We start from the raw sequence: 17,889 nt of genomic DNA, 5'->3' as shown, positions 1-17,889 counted from the left end.
GCTAGCGGTTCGTCGTCAGCTTCGGCGTGGAGATCGCCGTCAGGGTGGGGGACGAGACGTGTACTTCCCTCCCGGCTGCCATACCGTACGTCTTGCACCTCAGCCGGACGGCACCCGTGGAATCGGTGATCGTGACAGGAATGTTGAACGCCATGGAGCCGCTGTACTCCCCGACGGCCTTCCTGTCGATGCGGCTCGCCACCTGGCCGTAGATAGAGCCACTGGACACCTGGAGTTCACACTGGATGCCGTACGCGTCCACTCCTCCCCTGGCGTCGCTGTACCCCAGATCGGCCAGCATGATGTACGTGCCCTGGGGCAGCCCCGGCACCGTGGCGACATCCTTCATCGTCTCCGGGACCGATATCGCGCCGTTGTAGTGGTCCGACCACGCCTCACTGGACTTGCCGGGCGCTCCCTGCGGTCCGGCCGGCCCCGTCTGGTTCCACGAGACCGTCTCCTGGCCCACCGGGCACTGGCCGGTGGAATCGGGAACCCGCAGGCTTCCGTTCGGGGCCACACAGGCGGTGATCACCTCGTCGGCGACCGCGGCGGCGACCGCCACACCCGATCCTCCAGCCAGGAAGCCCACCAGGGCGCCGATCGCCAGTGTCCGTTTGTTCCTGCCCATGTGTGCCTCTTCCCTCGCGACGCCTGAACACTGTCCTTCGCGAAAAAGATGACGGGCGGGGCTGGTGATCCACTTGCATCTCACTGCAAGATCCTCACGCGCCCGCACGCCACGCGAGGGCGCCTCCTGGTGAGCCGGCACGACCGGCGAGTGGGCACACGGCGGCGGATACACACACAAGAATTCCCAGCTGGAATTCACCTCGTTTGCCAGAATGCATAACGGTCCGATCGTGATGTGGATGACCGCCGCAGCGTCACACGCGTAGCCGATCCTGGCCGCTTTGTCGCGCCCGGCAAGGGACGGTGAGCAATTGGCGAGAAAGAAGCGGGTGGCCCGGAGGCGACCGGCCCAGAGGCAGGCGGGGGATCCAGCCGCTACAGCGGCTCCGCCAGCGGAAGAGCCCGGGGAGAACAAGGAGAAGTGGTATGCCAGGCCTGCGGTCTGGATCGGCGGCGTGGTCGCCACGGTCGTCGGCGGTGTGGCCCTGGCCGGCCTGGGGTGGTTGTGGCCCGAACTGGTCGATGACGCCGCCCTGAAGGACGGGGTCCGTACGGAGATCAGAGGGGACGACGACCTCGACTATCACGTGGAGACGATCTACGGAGAGGACGAGGGCAGATCCATGGCCTTCGCCGACGTCGTGCTACCGGACGCCTCGCTGCTGAAAATCATGAATCGGCAGAACGGTGCGGTGTCCTCCGAACTGAACGATCGACTGCGGGCGATGGGGGGCGTCAATCTCGGCAAGCTCACCCTGCGGATCAATTTCGAGGGGCGGCGGAAAAGAGAGATCCGGATCGTCGACATCCGGCCGGTGATCCTCAAAAGATCGGCCGGGCTGGGTGGCACCTTGTTCAGCGTGCCGTCGCAAGGGGGCACGCCGATAGCCCGCATGGTGATCAACCTCCACGAACCCGTCCCGGTGGCCCGGGAGGTGGTGGCCGGGAATCCGTTCGGTGACGGAACCGAGGGCGAGCCGTACTTCGAGAAGGAGGTGATCTCGCTCCCCGACGGCAAACAGAAAACGCTGATCGTCCGGCTGAACGAGAAACGTCACCACTCCACCTTTTACCTTCAGGTGGACTACCTCATCGCCAACGAGAAGAAACGCATCCTGATCAAGGACCGGGGAAGGCCGTTCCAGCTCACCGGGCTGCACTGCGGCGCGAAACCCGGCGTGGTCTCGTACCAGCGCGCCTTCGTCCTGGTCAATGGATACAAGCTTCGGCCCGACCCCCATCCGGAGCGGCTGCAGGACAGCGACTGCTCCTGATCGCCCCCTGATGCCGCGAGACCCGCTGAGCTCAGGACGGGTAGTCGCGGTAGATCCTGGGCTCCTTCACCTTCCCGGGAAACACCATGATCAGCAGTTGGACGGCGCCGTCAGGGGTGTCGATGTTCTCCGTCACGGCCTTGCGCCCGCGGATGTGGACGCGGACCCGGTAGTTCCCCGGACCCCCGGCCGCGAGATCGGGAAGCTGCTTGCCATCGCCGTCCACGATGGACAGGACTCCGTCGGCGCTCTGGTAGCCGACCTCGACGACCTGCTCCCAGCTCTCGGTCTCCACCGGCGGGCGGCGCCGGTAGGACTCCCCCGTCACGCACGCGTGGCCGATCTCGTCCGCCGCCCAGATGCGCAGTGCGCCGGGCCCGCTGCCCACCAGGTCGGCGACCCGGTCGTCGACCTCGTCACCCTCGTTCGCCTCGTCCCAGGCGTAGAGTTCCCAGGACTCCGTCCACATGGTCTCGCGGACCTGTCGTACCGGCTTGATCATCGGCCGGTGGTGGAGACGGGTGGAACATCTCCTCTCCACCGCCGCGACATAGGCGTCGTGCTCCTCCCGCTCCCGCCGTACCTTTCCCTGTTCCACCTCGGCCACCTTGGGGCACAGTCTCACCAGTGCCGCCACCAGCGACCGGCCGTCGATATCGCCGAACGCCTTCGACACGGCGGGCGCGTAGGCGTCGCCTCCGTTCCGTACGGCCAGGTCGCAGAGATGGCGGCCATAGGCCAGAAGCTCGCGGTCTGGCATGTCTTCCAGCGCGGATATGCCCCTCGTGTCGTCCCGGACCTGGCACAGGAACCCCTTCTCGCTCTCGTCCAGTCCCGAGACGGTGCCGTCGCCGAATCCGGCACAGTCGAGCGCCGACACACTGCTCACCTTTCCCCGCGCGGCGTCGGCGCCCACCCCGAGGAGCGTCACGATCACGAGCGGCACCGCGATAACCGTACGGGCGAGGCCGCCTCTCGGAGTACGTGGGGCACGGACCGCGAGGAGCATCAGGATCGCGGGTATCAGACGGTAGAAGTCCATCGCGATGCCCCGGCCGGTCAGCTCCAGAGGCCCCCAGTTGTCCACGCATCCGGGATCAGCGGACAAGTCGAACATGAACAGCAGTGGGGTCGGGAGGTGGCGAACGATCATCACTGTGGCGGCGAAGCGACCCAGGATCCGGCCGAGCCGGGAGCGTCCGGCCCGCCGGCTCAGAATCTCGACTCCCCAGGCGAGGGCGATCAACGGCACGGACCCGAACCACAGGAGTGGAAAACCCCACAGCGGGCCGAGCAGCAGGTTCAACTCGAAGTCGATCTCGTGCCCCGCGCAGTACCTGGACGTCATCCAGATAGCACCGCTGCCGCCCTTCGTACCGGACAGCATCGCCGTGATCCAAAAATAGATGCCAGGGGTCGCAGCGGTGAGGATCGCCGCCGCCCAGAGAATCGATGATCGTTTGGGCACGAGACGGAAGACTATATGGCGTTAAAGAGCGATGCTCGTCGTTGAACCCCGGCCAGCGCACCGCGCTTCACGCTGAGACCGCGTCTTCCTATTGCGCTCGGAGGCGAGGACGGTCACCCGGTGGAGAAAACGAATTCGCCGTCCTTGACGCCGCCGATGAACACCTCCCACTCGGCCGGGTATAGACGATCACCTCATCACCGGGACGACGACTGTGCCGCACGGCGACACTCCCGCTGCCGTCGGCCAGCGGCCCGGCCTCGACACACTGGCCACCCGCGTCAGTAATAAAGGGGGAGACTATTCGAGGTCGTGGTCGGCCGAGAGTTCGCGCCCGGGAGCGAGGAAGTCCACGGCGTACTCGGTCACGTCGCCGTGCTGGTCCCAATAGAAGTTGGTCATGGTCAGCGCCGGCAGGCCGTGCTCCACGCCGAGCACCGGGGCGATGTCCTCGGGAACCGGCTTGATGGCGACGACGTCACGGCGCCGGACGGCCCTTCGGCCGGTCCGGTCCTCGACCAGCCCGAAGGTCATCTGAGGGAGCGGCTCCGCGACCAGCAGTTCGGATGCCGCCTCGCCCAGCTCACCGGGAAGCCACGAGGTGGACACCACGACGGCACCCCTGTCGTCGTGGTACGCACGGCGCCGCCGAACGACGGAGGTCCCTGGCTCGACTCCCAGAGCATCCGCGATCTCCTCGGGCGCGGGGACGATTCCGGCGCTCAGGATCTCGGCCCGCTCACCTGAGCGATATCCGTTCCCGGTCGCCCTCAGCATCCGCAGGCGATCGGAACCTGCCGTGACCTTCTTCGGCAGGCAGGCCAGGGTTCCGACTCCCGGCACCGACTCCGCGTAGCCCTCCGTCCTCAGCACGGCCGCGACCCGGGTGGCGGTCGCGGTGGACACTCCCTCGTCGCGCATGATCTCCCGAACCGACGGGATGCGATCGCCCGGCCGGATCTCCCCGCTCTCGATCCTGGTCCTGATCTGAGCGGCGATCCGCTTGTACGGAGCCATTGCCTGCGGGTTGTCAGCCATCGCGAGCCTCCTGTTCTAGTGCACTCTAAAACAGCCGTTGACTTCATCAGTGCTCTAGAACACTAGAGAACTGAAGCGGGTCGGAGAACAGAAGGGGCAGCTCACCTCTGACACAGAGAGGCTCCCCAGCGAACCGACACAAAACCGGCCGAAATCGCCCCGTCAAACCACCTTCAGCGGCATCAGCAGGAAGAGAGCACCTGTCATGGAACATCGCTCTGACCTCGGTCGACCATCCGCCTGCCAGGATCCGGGCTTCGGTGAACGCCTCACCCGCAACGCGGATCCGGCACATGTCCGCGAAGAGACGTACGCCCTGACCGGCGGGTCGCCGCGCCTGTTCGCGCTGATCCAGGAGTTCGGAGAGGAGGGCGAAGAGGTCGACGCGGTGGTGGTGGCCTACGGGATGGCGCTGCCAGGTGGCACGGTGACGACCGTCGGCGCGAACGGCCGCGGGTTCGGCCTGTGGACGAGCGCCCGCAGCGCCGCCCGGCGACTCCACTCCGACCTGGTCTGGTTCGGCGACGGCGGCATGCGGGAATCCACCCCGTAGATCTCACGGAAATGCGCACAGGCATCGGCTCCCGGCACGGGACACCGTGCCGGGAGCCGTCTTGAAGGGCTGGAGCGGATCACGGCCTCCAGGCCGGGTCCCTGCCGATGACACCGAGCAGGCGGTCGAACCGCGGGGCGTCGTCCGGCACTGCCACCGGCGGCCCGAAGGCACCGCGCTGCCTGCCCGTCTCCGCCATCTGGTCGGCGAAATGCAGCGCCCGCGAGACGGCCTCGGGGTCCGGCTCGTACTCCTGACCGGTGGCCCTGGCCAGGTCCCAGCCGTGCACGACCATGTCGACGAGGTACATGTGGGCCAGCATGGTCATCGGCAGGCCCATGCCGGGGCTGGTCCCCTCCCATGCCTCGGGCCGCGACCAGGCGGCCAGCATGTGCTCCGCCCGCTCGGGGAAGTCACCCGCGTAAGGTCCCTGCTCGACGTTCGGCCCCTTGCGCCCCAGCGACTCGAACATCTCCGCCACCCACTCGAGGTGGTTGATCAGGTCCTTGACGTCGAACTTCGCGCATGGCGTCGGGGACCCGAGCTGCTCCTGCCGTACCGCGCGCACCAATCCCGCGGTCCGTTCGGTGGCGTGCGTCATCAGCGGCATCATGTCGTCCATGGCAGCCATGATGCCCCGCCTACCTGAGGCGCGGCTTGTAGAAACGCGACAGCGCGGCTGGGTCGACCCGTACGCAGGGCTCAGCACCTTCGATTTCGCCCGTCAGGCGCCATCGCCCGAAATCTCGGCGTATGTGGATTACTTCTGGGTCGTCACCTGGACCGACCTCGCCGAGCCGTACGAACAGCGCATCGTCTCGCACCCCACCGTGAACATGACGATCACCGCGGACTTCCACCGGATCGCGGGAGTGATCAAGGGCGGGTTCTCCTACACGATGCGGGGCAGCGGCCGCGTGCTCGGCACGCGCTTCCGGCCCGGCGGCTTCCGGCCGTTCCTCGGCGGCCCGGTGTCCCAGCTGACCGGCCGCTTCGTGGAGATCGACGAGATGTACGGCGCAGCGGGCGCGACCCTGGTCGAGCAGGTCCTGGCCGAGCCCGACACCCGGGCCGCCATCGCGCTCACCGAGACGTTCCTGCTGAGTCTGAGGCCGGAACAGGATCCGCTGACGGAAGAGGTCGCGGCGCTGGTGACGATGGTGGCGAACGACGTGTCCGTGACCAGGGTCGACGAGCTGGCCGCCAGATCGGGGCGGTCGGTGCGCTCGCTGCAGCGGTTGTTCCGGGACCATGTCGGCATCGGCCCCAAGTGGGTGATCCGCCGCTTCCGGCTGCACGAGGCCGCGGAGCGGGTCTACCAGGGCCTCGACCTCGCCACGCTGGCCGCCGAGCTCGGCTACACCGACCAGGCCCACCTGACCCGCGACTTCACCGCCGCGGTCGGCATGCCACCCGCCGCCTACGCCCGGCTCAGCGGCCAGGCCTGATCCTGACGTCCAGTGCTTTGGCGAGGCGACGGTAACAGATGAGAGCGGCGGCCAGACCGACCGTCAGGGACCGGCCGTCCATGCACGTTTCCGCGTCTCACTCAGCGGGCGTACCGGTCGACTCGGTGCCGTCATCGGCGAGTTCGGCGGCCAGGCCTGCCGATGCCGTGGCTGGACTACAACTAGAAACCAACTGATCCCCAAGTGAGGACCTTGATCATGGAAACCTTTCGCAAAGAAGAAAGGGATCCCGATGAAGAGGACAGCGTTGCTGCTGAGCACGGTGGTGCTCAGCGGGCTGCTGGCCGCCCCTCCCTCGTACGCCGCCACATCCTCCGCCCCCGCGCTCAAGACCGCTGTGGCCCAGGTGAAGGCGAGTCCCGCCAAGCGGTCGGGCGCGTGTCCGACCACGGTGGGATTCTCCGCGGTGGTGGTGGCCAAGGGCAAGGGCATCGTCCGTTATAGGTGGGTACGCGGCGACGGCGGCAAGAGCGTCGTCAAGAGCTTCCGTGTCAACGGCTCGCGCAAGGTGGTCGTGCGAGACCGGCAGACCTTCGACCGCGACACCACCGGCTGGCAGGCCATCGAGATCGTGGGCAAGAAGGGGCTGTCGGGCAAGGCGCGGTTCAGCGTCGCCTGTGACGGCCCCGCACAGGTGTGGGACGTCTCCCACCCGCTGCCCGCCCAGCCCGGACGGCCGCTGGAGTCGGCGGCGGATGTGGACGTCAGCCCGCGCAGCTACAACGGCGTCTGCCCGGCGACGGTACGGTTCACCGCGACCATCCAGGTCTCGCGCACCCCGGCCACCGTCGACTACCGGTGGATCGACAGCATCACCGGGGAAGGGCGGCCGGAGTCGCTGTACTTCGCCGCCGGCGGGTCGCGCATCCGCCAGGTCACGCTGCCGATGAGCGTGGGCAGCTCCGCCGGCGGATGGAAGGCCGTCCACATCCTCACCCCCGGCGGACACGACTCCGGCCGCGCCGACTACGCGGTGACCTGCAAGAGCGGCCCGGCGCCCACCCCGACCTCCACCCCGACCTCCACGCCGACGTCCACGCCCACGCAGCCTCCGGTGACGCCGGGACGGCAGATCGTGGAGCTCACCCCGGGCGACTACGCGGGCACCTGCGCGGAGCCGGTCGCGTACCGGGCCGCCGGGCGGGTCACGCTCCCTGCCGGAGCCGCGCAGCAGGTCACGTACTGGTGGCTCGTGGACGGCGCCGCCTGGCAGAAGCAGGTGCTGGACTTCCCCGCCTCCGCCCAGGCCCGCTCCCAGGACGTCTCCGCCTCCTGGACCCTCGGCACCGCCGGGAACGGCCCGCACAAGGTCGGCCTCATGGCCGAGGGCGGCCCCTCGCAGCCTGACGAGCGCTCGTACACCTTCACCTGCGTCGAAGAGCCCAATGACGCCAATGTGGCCTTCCGCTACGTGCTCGTGCCGCGCTACGCGGGCGACTGCGACCGTTCCTTCGGCCTGCGCGTGGACGGGTTGTTCACGACGGACCGCGAGGCCGAGGTCAAGTACCGTCTGGTGGCCGACGGCAAGCCGGGGCCGGTCAGGAGCGAGGTGCTCAAGCCCGGCGTCACCAACACGATCGGCGATTTCTGGAACAAGTCCGCACAGGGCAGTGGAAGCGGCACCGTACGGCTTGAGGTGCTCAACCACAACAAGCCGTTCACCCAGCAGACCTACTCCTGGACGTGTGTGCCGAAGGACCCGGCGCCGGGCACGGTCCGCGTCGGCGGGCTGACCTCGGTGGCCTACTACGGCGACTGCGACGCCGCGCCGTACCCGACCGCGTGGGCGACCTTGCAGGCGGCTCCGGACACGGAGATCAGCTACCGGTGGGTCATCGACGGTAAGCCGGATGACACCCGCACGTACAAGGTCGGGTCCAGTGGATTCCTCAATCTCCAGGCCGCCCACTGGAACCGGAATTCGAAGACCGGCGGAACTGTCGCCATCGAGGTACTGAACCACAACAAGCCGACCAAGCAGGTCGAATATCCGGTGAACTGCACCTGATCAGCATCATCCCGCCCGTGGTTCCTCTGCCCCGGCAGGTGAACCACGGGCTTTCACGTTCTCCAGCGTGCTTTGTCACCCGGCTTGACTGCCTCCAAATCCGGTTCGATCCTCCCCGGAAGCCGGGCCCTACCGCCGTCCGCAGGCGAAGAGCGCCATGCCCCTGACACCGAGGCGGCGTCAGGGGCGTGGCCAGGAGTATCGATCAGAGCCCTGCCCGGGCGTCTTGAAGGAGGACGACCAGTTGCCGTCCTCATCCGTCCAACCGGCGGCGACCTTCTCCTCCCTGGAGAGATGGCGGCCCAGCTCGGTGCCGATGAGGCCGGGATGGACCGAGAACGCCCCCCACACCGACCGGGCGACCGTCACCCGCCGAAGATGCTGTCCCCGTCCGCCGGCACGAACCTGGCCTGGAAGAATCGCAGGTGGGAGGGCTCGTGGACGAAACGGAGGCCGCGTTTGATCCGGTCGCGCTCCTCATGGACCCGGATGACGCAGTCCGCCACCACGTCCAGGTGTGCCCGGGTGTAGACACGGCGGGGAATGGCCAGCCGGACCAGTTCCATCGGCGGGTAGCGGTTCTCCCCCGTCACCGGGTCGCGCCCGGCGGACAGGCCGCCGCGCTCGACACCGCGGATGCCCCCCTCCACGTAGAGCGCGGCCGCCAGGGTCTGTCCGGGAAACTCCTCCCTGGGCAGGAGCGGCAGCACCGCCAGCGCGTCGATACAGACGCAGTGCCCGCCGATCGGCCGAACCACCGGCACACCGGCGGCGAGAAGCCGATGCCCGAGATACTCGACCTGGCCGACCCTGGCCCGGATGCTGCTCTCCTCCACCGACTCCTCGATGCCACGGGCCACGGCCTCCATGTCCCGCCCGGCCATGCCGCCGTAGGTGTGCAACCCCTCGTAGAGCAGGGCGAGGCCGCGCGCCTGCTCGGCCAGCTCGCCGTCGCGCAGGCCGATCCAGCCGCCGATGTTGGCGAAGCTGTCCTTCTTCGAAGACATCACCGCGCCGTCGGTGAACGAGCACATGGCAAGCAGAATCTCAGCGATCGACCTGTCACCCCAGCCTGCCTCCCGCTGTTTGACGAACCAGGCGTTCTCCACCGCCCGTGCCGCGTCGAACATGATGGGAATTCCATGCCGCCCGGTCAGCTCACGGACCGCGGCGAGGCTGGCCATGCTGATCGGCTGGCCTCCGGCCATGTTGACAGTCGCGGCCAGGGAGACGTAGGGGATCGCGTCGCCGTACTCACCGATCACCGCCGCCAGCTTGGCAAGGTCGACGTCGCCCTTGAACGGGTGGTCGGAGGACGGGTCGTGCGCCTCGTCGATCACCACGTCGTGGAAGGTCGCGCCGTTGAGCTCCTGGTGAGCGCGGGTGCTGGGGAAGAACATGTTGCCGGGGATGTGACTGCCCGGTCTGATCAGGCACCGGCTCACGATGTTCTCCCCTCCCCGGCCCTGGTGGACGGGGATGACGTGTTCGTAGCCGTAGTAGGTGCGGACGGCCCGCTCCAGCACGTAGAAGCTGCGCGCGCCCGCGTACGCCTCGTCGCCGGTCATGAGCGCGGCCCACTGCCGGTCGGACATCGCGTTCGTCCCCGAGTCGGTGAACAGGTCAATGTAGACGTCCTCGGAGCGGAGCAGGCACGGATTCCAGCCCGCCTGCCTGATCACCTGCTCCCGGTAGGGCCGACTGGTCTGCCTGATCGGCTCCACCGACTTGATCTTCCACGGCTCCGCCGGGTACTCGATCGCGTGGTCGTTCATCTCTCTCCTTCTCAACCCGTCGTCACTCAGACCGCGAGGTCCGGTTCCCTCCAGCGCCTGCCGTCACCGGACGGAACCAGTCCGCCGGGGAACATGGGCGGCTCGTCACCCATCGCCTCGCCGAGCATTCCGCGCAACTGGAGCTGTGCGCTCTCGGCCATGACCTCGGAGATGACGCCCACCTCGTGCATCCCGGTGACGTCGCCGATGTCATCGGTCCGGGTGGATGCCTCCGCCATCGCCCTGGCCATGCCGGAGAAGTCACCGGAGACCACGCCGCCGACCAGGTCGACGAACGCCTCCGCGGCCGCTCCCCGGTGCTCGGCCACCTTCCTTGCCTGCCAGAAGTACGACTCCTCATCGGTGTGCGTCTGGTAGAACGCCACCAGGAAGTCGCGGAACAGCGCGAACTCGTGCCGGTAGCGGTCCTCGAACTCGCGGAAGCAACGCTCCTCGTCCAGGGTCCCGGCGAGCACGCTGTTGACGGACCGGGCCGCCAGCATCGCGCTGTACGTCGACAGGTGCACGCCCGAGGAGAAGACGGGGTCGATGAAGCAGGCGGCGTCGCCGACCAGTACCAGCCCCGGCGACCACAACGCGGTCCGGTCGTAGGAGTAGTCCTTACGCACCCGCAGCTCGTCGTACGGCTTCGAGGACGACCGCTTGGCTCCGCTCAGATAGCTCTTGATCAACGGGCATTCGTCGATCAGCGCGGCCAGCGCCGCCTCCGGATCGCCCTGTACCCTGTCCGCCGCCTCTCGCCTCACCACCGCGCCGACGCTGGTCAGCGTTTCGCTGAGCGGGATGTACCAGAACCAGCCGCTGTCGAACGCGACGCAGAGGATGTTGCCGGAGTTGGGCGGTGGCATCCTGCGGCCGTTCTCGAAGTAGCCGAACAGCGCGAGGTTACGGAAGAACGGGGAGTACTCCCGCTTCCCGCCCACCTCGTCGTGAAGCCTGCTACCGGAGCCGGAGGCGTCGACGACGAACCTGGCGGTGGCCTCGCGGGCGGTGCCCTCGGGGTCCACGTAACGGACGCCGCAGACCCTGCCGTCGCCGTCGCGCAGCACGCCGGTCACGCGGTGTTCCTGCCGCACGTCCACGCCGAGCCGTACCGCGTTCTGGAGCAGGATCGTGTCGAACCTCGTCCGCTCGACCTGAAGGGCGTAGGAGGTCGGGCCCGCCATCCGCCGGGACAGCGCGAACGAGAACGTCCAGGGCTCCGGGTTGGCCCCCCACTTGAAGGTGCCGCCGCGTTTTGGTGTGAAACCCGCCCGCAGGATCTCGTCTCGCACGCCCAGCATCGCGCAGATGCCGTGAACCGTGGAGGGCAGCAGGGACTCACCGATCTGGTAGCGGGGGAACGTCTCCTTCTCCAGAAGCAGGACTCGGTGCCCATCGAGCGCGATCAACGACGCGGCCGTGGATCCACCGGGTCCACCACCCACGACGATGACGTCAAAGCCGTCGGTCATGAAGCCTCTTCCGGGACGTTGGGCCGGATGCCGGATGTGATGTGGGCAAGGGTGGCGAGCTGGGGGATCGTGGGGAACCGCAGCACGTCGCGGATCGTGCAGTGGATTCCGGCCGCCCGCAGCCGGGCGGCGAGTTCGGCCGCCAGGAGGCTGTCGCCTCCGGCGTCGAAGAAGTTGTCGCGGATGTCGGCCCGCTCCACTGGGAGCACCTCGCACCAGACCGCCGCGATCAGCTCCTCGGCCGGCGTGCGCGGCGGTACCGAGGACGTGGTCTCCACTCGCCGGAGGACGGAGCGGTCGACCTTGCCGTTCGCGTTCAACGGCAAGGCGTCCAGCACGGTGATCGTGGCGGGCACCAGGTAGTCGGGCAGCTCCGCCCGCAGCGTCTCGGCCATGGTCCCCCGCGCGTCCGTGTCCGTGAGAACGACGTAGGCGGCGAGGCGGAGGGCGCCTTCGGGCCCCTCGGGGACGACGGCCGCCTGCCGCACTCCCGGCTGGGCCAGCAGGAACCGCTCGACCTCGCCCGGCTCGACCCGGTGTCCACGGATCTTGACCTGGTCGTCCAGGCGGCCGAGGAACTCCAGAAGACCACCGGGGAGCAGCCGGCAGAGGTCTCCGGTCCGGTACCACCGTTCGCGGCCTTCCTCTGGGAACCGCTCCGCGGTGAGCCCTGCCTGGTTCAGGTAGCCGGTCGCCACGCAGGCCCCGCTGATCTGGAGCTCGCCCGGCTCTCCCTCCGGCACGGACTCGCCGTCCTCGCCGACGAGGCGGGCCCGGATGTTCGCGATCGGCCGCCCGATGACCGGGGAGTCGTGCTCGTCCAACCGGCAGGCGGTGGCGAACACCGTGCACTCGGTGGGACCGTACAGGTTGACGGCCGTCATCCCGTCCACCCGGGACAGCCGGGACCACAGCGTTCCGCTGATCGCCTCCCCGCCCATCAGCAGCAGCTCCGGCCGTGTCCCGGGGACGAGCAGCCCCGCCTTCACCATGGCCTCGACGAGCGTGGGAACGGCCTCCACCACGGTCAGTCTCCGCTCCCGGATGAACCGGACATAGCCCTCTGGGTCCTTGCGCACGTCGTCCGGGACCAGATGCAGCTCGTGCCCGCCCGCCATCCACAGCAGCGGGTTCCACGACGCGTCGAACACGAGCGGCAGGCCGTACGCGACCCGGTGACGGTCGCCGCGCCCAAAGTAGCGGGCCTCCAGCTCGTAGTAGAGATTGACCAGGCTGTGGTCGGCGACGACGACGCCCTTCGGCCGTCCCGTGGAGCCGGAGGTGTAGATGACATAGGCGGCCGAGCTCGCGGGCGACGGCGCGGGCGGCGCGGGGTCATGGACACACAGGTCGGCCTGCCACCGGTCCCGGGGCAGGTCCACCCGACGGGTCCCGGGCGGCAGCGAGATCGTGAGCTCCGGCGCGTCAGTCAGGAGCAGCCCCGGGCGGGCGTCCTCCAGGATCGCCCCAAGCCGGGTCGCGGGCGCGTCGACAGCGACCGGGACGTACACGCATCCGGCCTTCGACACAGCCAGCGGCACGATGACGGCGAGCACCGATCTGGTCATCGCGCACGCGACCGCGGTACCGGGCGCGACGCCGAAACCTGGACCGGCACCGGAAGCCGAGGCCGGGCCGGAACCCGTGGCGCCGGGGCCGGGCGCCCGGAGCAGGTGGGCCAGCCGGTTGGCCCAAGTGTCGAGCTCCTGGAAGGTCCAGGAGCGGCCGTCCGCGACCAACGCGGTCAGATCCGGCGTGCGCCGAGCGCACCGCTGGAAGACGTCCGCCCAGGTGATGTCCGGCAGCGGGCGGGTGTCGCCGATCAGATCGCGCCTACTCATGAAGCCGACTCGTACGCACTCGCGAGACCTCGCGTGCGGCCATCTCCGCCGATCTCGACGTGGCGGTCCCCGGCGATGGGTTCCTTGCCCGCCTGGCGCTCCGCTGAGGAACAGCCCGGTCGCCGGTCCTTCATCGCCGGTTCATTCGCTGCTGGGGGGCTATGGGGATCATCCTTGTGAAAGCCGCCCGAACCGGCGTCGACCCCTGACATACCGACATCTACCTGTCTCCCCTTGTACGTTTGCCCGGCAAGTGGTCAGACGAACGTAGGCCCGCGCCCTGCGGGCGGGCGTCACCCAAGAGGTTGATGCTCTGTCAGCTAGGAAGAGGACAAACGGTCCCTCGCGAATCCGCCAAACGGCATGGCCGATTTATCTTGATTGCTTACTTCCGCCCGCCTGACAGTCGTCCCTGGAACGAACGATCCAAGATCCGCGGCCTTTCCCGACGGGGCCAGGCTCATGATCGTCCAGACGCGCCCGGACGCGGCCCGCTCCGTGAGGAAGTGGCCACGACCTGGCGCACCTTCGCCCCGCCACCAGCGGAAGGCGCCCCGGCCCTTGAAGGGCCGGGGCGCCATAGCATAGACGATCTAGCGCTGGGCCTCGATCATCCAGTGGTGCTTCTCCAGGTCCTGAGTGATCTCGATCAGGAGGTCCTGGGTCACCAGGTCGGGCTTCTCGGTGGTGGCGATCCGCTCGCGCATCCGGCGGATGATGGACCCGAGAATGTCCGTCATGGCGGCGACGACCTTGCCGTCGTTGATGTAACCCGCCTCCAGCTGCGGCACCTCGGTGTGGTTCGCGACCGTGGTGGACCGGCCGTCGGGGTTGCATCCGACGGCCACCGCGCGCTCGGCGACGGTGTCCGCGTGCTTCCTGGCAGACGAGACGATCTTGTCGAGCTGCAGGTGCAGTGTGCGGAAGTTATGGCCGATCACGTTCCAGTGGGCCTGCTTGGTCAGGAGCGACAGGTCGAGCAGGTCGATGAGCGCGCCCTGGAGCGCCTGGCCGACGACCTTCTTGTCTTCTGGCTTGAGTGGACTGGTGATCGAGGACATGGAATTTCCCCCTGTTTCGAGCTCGGTTTCCCGTTTGCTACGGAATGTCCGTACCCATCTATCCGCATCCCTATCCAGCCTCTTACATTGACAGTGTCATGATGACAGTGTCACTATCGACATATGGAATGGACCATCGGTGAACTGGCTGAGCGGGCGTCCGCGGCGCTGGCCCCCACCGCCCAGCTCAACGGGCGGGTCAGGGACGTGCCCAACGAGCGGCTCATCCGGTGGTACGCCACGATCGGCCTACTCGATCCCCCCCTGGCCCGACGCGGCCGGGTGGCCCTGTACGGCAGGCGCCACCTGCTCCAGCTCATCGCGGTCAAGCGGCGCCAGGCCGACGGCCGGACCATCGCCGAGATCCAGGCCGAGCTGACCGGAGCCACCGACCAGACCCTGGAGTCGATCGCCCGCATCCCCGAGCGGTCGCCGGAGCACGCCATCGAGACGGTCTCCCCCAGGACGGCACGCCCGCGCTTCTGGGCCGAGCCGTCCTCGGTCCCGGCGGAGACCGGCCTCACACCACCGCAGAAACCCGCGCCACCACCGAAACCTGCCCCCTCCAGCACCCCGCCCCTTCCGGCCTCGTCCGGCGGGGCCACGCTTCCACCCGGCCAGGCCGCGTCCCACCCGGCACCCTCCGGCCAAGCCTCACCCGATCAGGCCGCGCACGGCTCGGCCCCGTCCCACCGGCCCACGCCCCGGACGGGCGTACCCGCAGTGGCCCCCCATCCGGCCGTGGAAACCCGGCCACCCGCCGTGATCGTGCACGGCGTACGCCTGACGGACGGCGTGACGCTGCTGCTCGGCGGCGGCGGCGGACGCACCCCCTCACCCGACGACCTCGCCGAGATCGCCGCCGCGTCGCGGGAGCTCCTGTCGCTCCTGCGCGAACGCGGCCTCACACCTCCGGAAGGAACGCAACCATGATTACCTCGATCGCAACACTGTCGCCGGAGGAGTGCTCGCCCGTCCCGGACGCCGGGCTGGGGACGCTCACCACCGAGCGCGGCAACCTGCCGCTGGAGAGCGTGGACGTGACCGCCGCCGTGACCGGCCTGCTGGCCGACATCGAGGTGGTCCAGGGCTTCCACAACCCGCACGACGTGGCACTGGAGGCGACGTACGTCTTCCCGCTGCCCGACCGCGCCGCCGTGACCGCCTTCAGGATGGAGGCCGACGGGCGGGTCATCGAGGGCGTGCTCAAGGAGCGCGGCCAGGCCAGGGCCGACTACGACCAGGCGATCGCCCAGGGCAAGCGGGCCGCGATCGCCGAGGAGGACCGCCCCGACGTCTTCACCATCAGGGTCGGCAACATCGTGCCCGGCGAGCGGGTCACCGTCCATCTCACGCTGAACCAGCCGCTCCCGTACGAGGACGGCGCGGCCACCTTCCGCTTCCCGCTGGTCGTCGCCCCCCGCTACATCCCCGGCACCCCGCTGGACGGCGAGCGGGCGGGCGACGGGTGGACCCCGGACACCGACGCGGTCCCCGACGCCTCCCGGATCACCCCGCCGGTGCTGCTGCCCGGCTTCCCCAACCCGGTACGGCTCTCGCTGGCCGTCTCCGTCGACCCGGCGGGGCTGGAGTTGCGCGAGATCCGCTCCAGCCTGCACGTGGTTCTCCAGGAGGGCGGCACGATCCGCCTCCAGCCGGGCGAGCGGCTGGACCGCGACTTCATCCTGCGTCTGGCCACAGGCGCCTCCACCTCCCTGGGGATGGCCCCCGACGACGAGAACGGCGAGGGCACGTTCACGCTGACCGTCGTCCCCGAGGCGGCACCCGCCGGAGCGAGGGCCAAGGACGTGGTGCTGGTGCTCGACCGCTCGGGCAGCATGACCGGCTGGAAGATGGTGGCCGCCCGGCGCGCCGCCGCCCGCATCGTCGACACGCTCACCTCGCGCGACCGGTTCGCGGTGCTCTCCTTCGACACCGTCGTGGAGCAGCCGGACGGGCTCGGCGAGGGGCTCTGTGCGGCGTCCGACCGCAACCGCTACCGGGCCGTGGAGCATCTGGCCAGGCTGGAGGCGCGCGGCGGCACCGAGATGCTGGCCCCGCTTGAGCAGGCCGCCGCGCTGCTCGCCGACTCCGCCAGGGACCGGGTGCTGGTGCTGGTCACCGACGGGCAGGTGGGCAACGAGGACCAGATCCTGAAGCGGACCGGATCCCGGCTGGCCGGTGTGCGGGTGCACACGGTCGGCATCGACAGGGCGGTCAACGCCGGGTTCCTGGGCAGGCTCGCCGGGCTGGGCGGGGGCCGGTGCGAGCTGGTCGAGTCCGAGGACCGGCTTGACGAGGCGATGGAGCACATCCACCGCAGGATCGGCGCCCCGCTGGTCACCGACCTGGCCCTGCACTCCGACGGGCTCGACCTGATCACCGAGACGGTCGGCCACGTCGGCTCGATCTACCCCGGCGTCCCGCTCACCGTCCTCGGCCGCTACCGTGGCGCCGCCACCGGGGCGCTGACCGTACGGGGCCTGGACGCCGCGGGCCTGCCGTGGGAGCGGCGGGTCGCCTCGACGACGGTGGACACCCCGGCACTACGGGCGATCTGGGCGCGGGGGCGGCTGCGGACCCTGGAGGACCGCTACGCGATCGGCGACCGGTCGCTGGAGGCCGAGATCGTGGAGACCTCGCTCAGGTACGGGGTGCTCTGCCGGTTCACCGCCTTCGTCGCGGTCGACACGCAGGTGGTCGCCGAGGGCGGTCCCGGGCACCGGGTGATCCAGCCGGTGGAGCTGCCCAGCGGCTGGGAGAGCCCCGTCGTCGCGGCGGCGCCGATGATGCTGACCTCGATGGCCGCCGACGCGAGCGCGGCCCCGAGCCCGCCCATGGGGCCGCCCGGGATAGCCGCCCCCGGTGCCATGCCGAAGTTCGCGGCGAGCGCGATCGGCGGCGGCCTGCCGCAGGAGGCGGCGGCCGGCGGCTTCGACGACCGCGCCCGGATGCTGCCCCGCCCGGCACCGGCCCCCGAGCCGCAGGGCAGCCCGCAGGAGCCGCCGAGGGAGCTGCTCGCCGAGGAGCTGAAGCGGCTGCGCGCCGCGGCGTCCCTGCCCGCCGCCGAACGGCTGCGCGTGCTGGAGGACCTGGGAAGCCGCCTCGCGGCCCTGGTGGTCTACCTCGGCGGCCACCCGGAGCTGGCGGCCCTGGCCGAGGAGCTGCGGGCCGGTGGGGACGTGGAGGCCCTGTGGCAGCGGGCCGTGGAGGTGCTGGAGGCCCTGGTGGGCACCGGCGGGCGCCGCCCGTTCTGGAAGCGATGATCTCCTCCGGGCCCGGACGGACCACCGG

At 69.2% G+C, this 17,889-nt stretch carries 15 protein-coding genes; 6 read left to right on the top strand and 9 right to left on the bottom strand.

The features are described from left to right. Position 1 precedes the first annotated feature (1 nt). Positions 2-631 (bottom strand): hypothetical protein, encoded by a 630-nt coding sequence (locus tag ACWD3H_RS11065; RefSeq protein ID WP_355549719.1) that lies wholly within the window; start codon positions 629-631, stop codon positions 2-4. Between the two features lie 457 nt (positions 632-1,088). On the opposite strand from ACWD3H_RS11065, the gene ACWD3H_RS11060 reads away from it, so the two are divergent. Then, positions 1,089-1,907 carry a hypothetical protein gene (locus tag ACWD3H_RS11060; RefSeq protein WP_451954817.1) on the top strand — a complete coding sequence of 273 codons (819 nt, stop codon included), beginning with the start codon at positions 1,089-1,091 and terminating at the stop codon, positions 1,905-1,907. Positions 1,908-1,938: 31 nt separating this feature from the next. On the opposite strand, the gene ACWD3H_RS11055 is transcribed toward ACWD3H_RS11060, so the two are convergent. Together ACWD3H_RS11055 and ACWD3H_RS11050 are read right to left on the bottom strand one after the other, a co-directional pair. Next, entirely contained in the window at positions 1,939-3,294 is a 1,356-nt protein-coding gene (locus ACWD3H_RS11055) for a hypothetical protein (protein WP_451954816.1), read from the bottom strand. A gap of 381 nt (positions 3,295-3,675) precedes the next feature. After that, positions 3,676-4,413, bottom strand: a complete 738-nt coding sequence (locus tag ACWD3H_RS11050; protein WP_451954815.1) for a GntR family transcriptional regulator — start codon at positions 4,411-4,413, stop codon at positions 3,676-3,678. A gap of 205 nt (positions 4,414-4,618) precedes the next feature. Here ACWD3H_RS11050 and ACWD3H_RS11045 point away from each other — a divergent pair, with 205 nt between their 5' ends. Continuing rightward, positions 4,619-4,966, top strand: coding sequence for a hypothetical protein (locus ACWD3H_RS11045; RefSeq protein WP_451954814.1), 348 nt, complete (start codon positions 4,619-4,621; stop codon positions 4,964-4,966). Between the two features lie 79 nt (positions 4,967-5,045). Here the strand turns inward: ACWD3H_RS11045 and ACWD3H_RS11040 are convergent, their stop codons facing one another. Next, positions 5,046-5,588, bottom strand: a complete 543-nt coding sequence (locus ACWD3H_RS11040) for a TIGR03086 family metal-binding protein (RefSeq protein WP_451954813.1) — start codon at positions 5,586-5,588, stop codon at positions 5,046-5,048. Here ACWD3H_RS11040 and ACWD3H_RS11035 point away from each other — a divergent pair. Both ACWD3H_RS11035 and ACWD3H_RS11030 read left to right on the top strand, forming a co-directional pair. Then, complete coding sequence (locus ACWD3H_RS11035) at positions 5,587-6,414, top strand: AraC family transcriptional regulator (RefSeq protein WP_451954812.1); 828 nt, start codon at positions 5,587-5,589, stop codon at positions 6,412-6,414. The two genes, ACWD3H_RS11040 and ACWD3H_RS11035, sit on opposite strands and share 2 nt — an antisense overlap. Before the next feature lie 253 nt (positions 6,415-6,667). Beyond that, positions 6,668-8,443 carry a hypothetical protein gene (locus ACWD3H_RS11030; RefSeq protein WP_451954811.1) on the top strand — a complete coding sequence of 592 codons (1,776 nt, stop codon included), beginning with the start codon at positions 6,668-6,670 and terminating at the stop codon, positions 8,441-8,443. Between the two features lie 180 nt (positions 8,444-8,623). Here the strand turns inward: ACWD3H_RS11030 and ACWD3H_RS11025 are convergent, their stop codons facing one another. The 5 genes from ACWD3H_RS11025 to ACWD3H_RS11005 all read right to left on the bottom strand — a co-directional run bounded on the left by ACWD3H_RS11025 (position 8,624) and on the right by ACWD3H_RS11005 (position 14,595). After that, on the bottom strand, positions 8,624-8,812 hold the full coding sequence (locus ACWD3H_RS11025) for a hypothetical protein (protein WP_451954810.1): 189 nt from the start codon (positions 8,810-8,812) through the stop codon (positions 8,624-8,626). Beyond that, positions 8,809-10,218 carry a tryptophanase gene (locus ACWD3H_RS11020; RefSeq protein ID WP_451954809.1) on the bottom strand — a complete coding sequence of 470 codons (1,410 nt, stop codon included), beginning with the start codon at positions 10,216-10,218 and terminating at the stop codon, positions 8,809-8,811. The genes ACWD3H_RS11025 and ACWD3H_RS11020 overlap by 4 nt, the downstream gene beginning before the upstream one ends. A 26-nt stretch (positions 10,219-10,244) precedes the next feature. Further along, positions 10,245-11,693 carry a tryptophan 7-halogenase gene (locus tag ACWD3H_RS11015; protein WP_451954808.1) on the bottom strand — a complete coding sequence of 483 codons (1,449 nt, stop codon included), beginning with the start codon at positions 11,691-11,693 and terminating at the stop codon, positions 10,245-10,247. Beyond that, positions 11,690-13,534: an amino acid adenylation domain-containing protein gene (locus tag ACWD3H_RS11010; protein ID WP_451954807.1), complete on the bottom strand. Its 1,845-nt coding sequence runs from the start codon at positions 13,532-13,534 to the stop codon at positions 11,690-11,692. Before ACWD3H_RS11010 ends, ACWD3H_RS11015 begins: the two co-directional genes overlap by 4 nt. Positions 13,535-14,127: 593 nt before the next feature. Next, positions 14,128-14,595, bottom strand: coding sequence for a Dps family protein (locus ACWD3H_RS11005; protein WP_355549693.1), 468 nt, complete (start codon positions 14,593-14,595; stop codon positions 14,128-14,130). A gap of 123 nt (positions 14,596-14,718) precedes the next feature. On the opposite strand from ACWD3H_RS11005, the gene ACWD3H_RS11000 reads away from it, so the two are divergent. Both ACWD3H_RS11000 and ACWD3H_RS10995 read left to right on the top strand, forming a co-directional pair. Further along, positions 14,719-15,528, top strand: coding sequence for a MerR family transcriptional regulator (locus ACWD3H_RS11000; protein WP_451954806.1), 810 nt, complete (start codon positions 14,719-14,721; stop codon positions 15,526-15,528). Further along, positions 15,525-17,861, top strand: coding sequence for a VIT domain-containing protein (locus ACWD3H_RS10995; RefSeq protein WP_451954805.1), 2,337 nt, complete (start codon positions 15,525-15,527; stop codon positions 17,859-17,861). The genes ACWD3H_RS11000 and ACWD3H_RS10995 overlap by 4 nt, the downstream gene beginning before the upstream one ends. Positions 17,862-17,889 lie beyond the last annotated feature (28 nt).

Source organism: Streptosporangium sp. NPDC002607 (assembly GCF_053592655.1).
Note: the sequence above shows the minus strand (reverse complement) of the source record. Positions and strands in the feature narration are given on the sequence as shown.

Excerpts from the sequence above, each read along its gene's own strand:
- ACWD3H_RS11065 (WP_355549719.1), bottom strand. The coding sequence starts at position 631 with ATGGGCAGGAACAAACGGACACTGGCGATCGGCGCCCTGGTGGGCTTC.
- ACWD3H_RS11055 (WP_451954816.1), bottom strand. The coding sequence starts at position 3,294 with ATGCTGTCCGGTACGAAGGGCGGCAGCGGTGCTATCTGGATGACGTCC.
- ACWD3H_RS11050 (WP_451954815.1), bottom strand. The coding sequence starts at position 4,413 with ATGGCTGACAACCCGCAGGCAATGGCTCCGTACAAGCGGATCGCCGCT.
- ACWD3H_RS11045 (WP_451954814.1), top strand. The coding sequence starts at position 4,619 with ATGGAACATCGCTCTGACCTCGGTCGACCATCCGCCTGCCAGGATCCG.
- ACWD3H_RS11035 (WP_451954812.1), top strand. The coding sequence starts at position 5,587 with ATGGCAGCCATGATGCCCCGCCTACCTGAGGCGCGGCTTGTAGAAACG.
- ACWD3H_RS11040 (WP_451954813.1), bottom strand. The coding sequence starts at position 5,588 with ATGGACGACATGATGCCGCTGATGACGCACGCCACCGAACGGACCGCG.
- ACWD3H_RS11030 (WP_451954811.1), top strand. The coding sequence starts at position 6,668 with ATGAAGAGGACAGCGTTGCTGCTGAGCACGGTGGTGCTCAGCGGGCTG.
- ACWD3H_RS11020 (WP_451954809.1), bottom strand. The coding sequence starts at position 10,218 with ATGAACGACCACGCGATCGAGTACCCGGCGGAGCCGTGGAAGATCAAG.
- ACWD3H_RS11015 (WP_451954808.1), bottom strand. The coding sequence starts at position 11,693 with ATGACCGACGGCTTTGACGTCATCGTCGTGGGTGGTGGACCCGGTGGA.
- ACWD3H_RS11010 (WP_451954807.1), bottom strand. The coding sequence starts at position 13,534 with ATGAGTAGGCGCGATCTGATCGGCGACACCCGCCCGCTGCCGGACATC.
- ACWD3H_RS11005 (WP_355549693.1), bottom strand. The coding sequence starts at position 14,595 with ATGTCCTCGATCACCAGTCCACTCAAGCCAGAAGACAAGAAGGTCGTC.
- ACWD3H_RS11000 (WP_451954806.1), top strand. The coding sequence starts at position 14,719 with ATGGAATGGACCATCGGTGAACTGGCTGAGCGGGCGTCCGCGGCGCTG.
- ACWD3H_RS10995 (WP_451954805.1), top strand. The coding sequence starts at position 15,525 with ATGATTACCTCGATCGCAACACTGTCGCCGGAGGAGTGCTCGCCCGTC.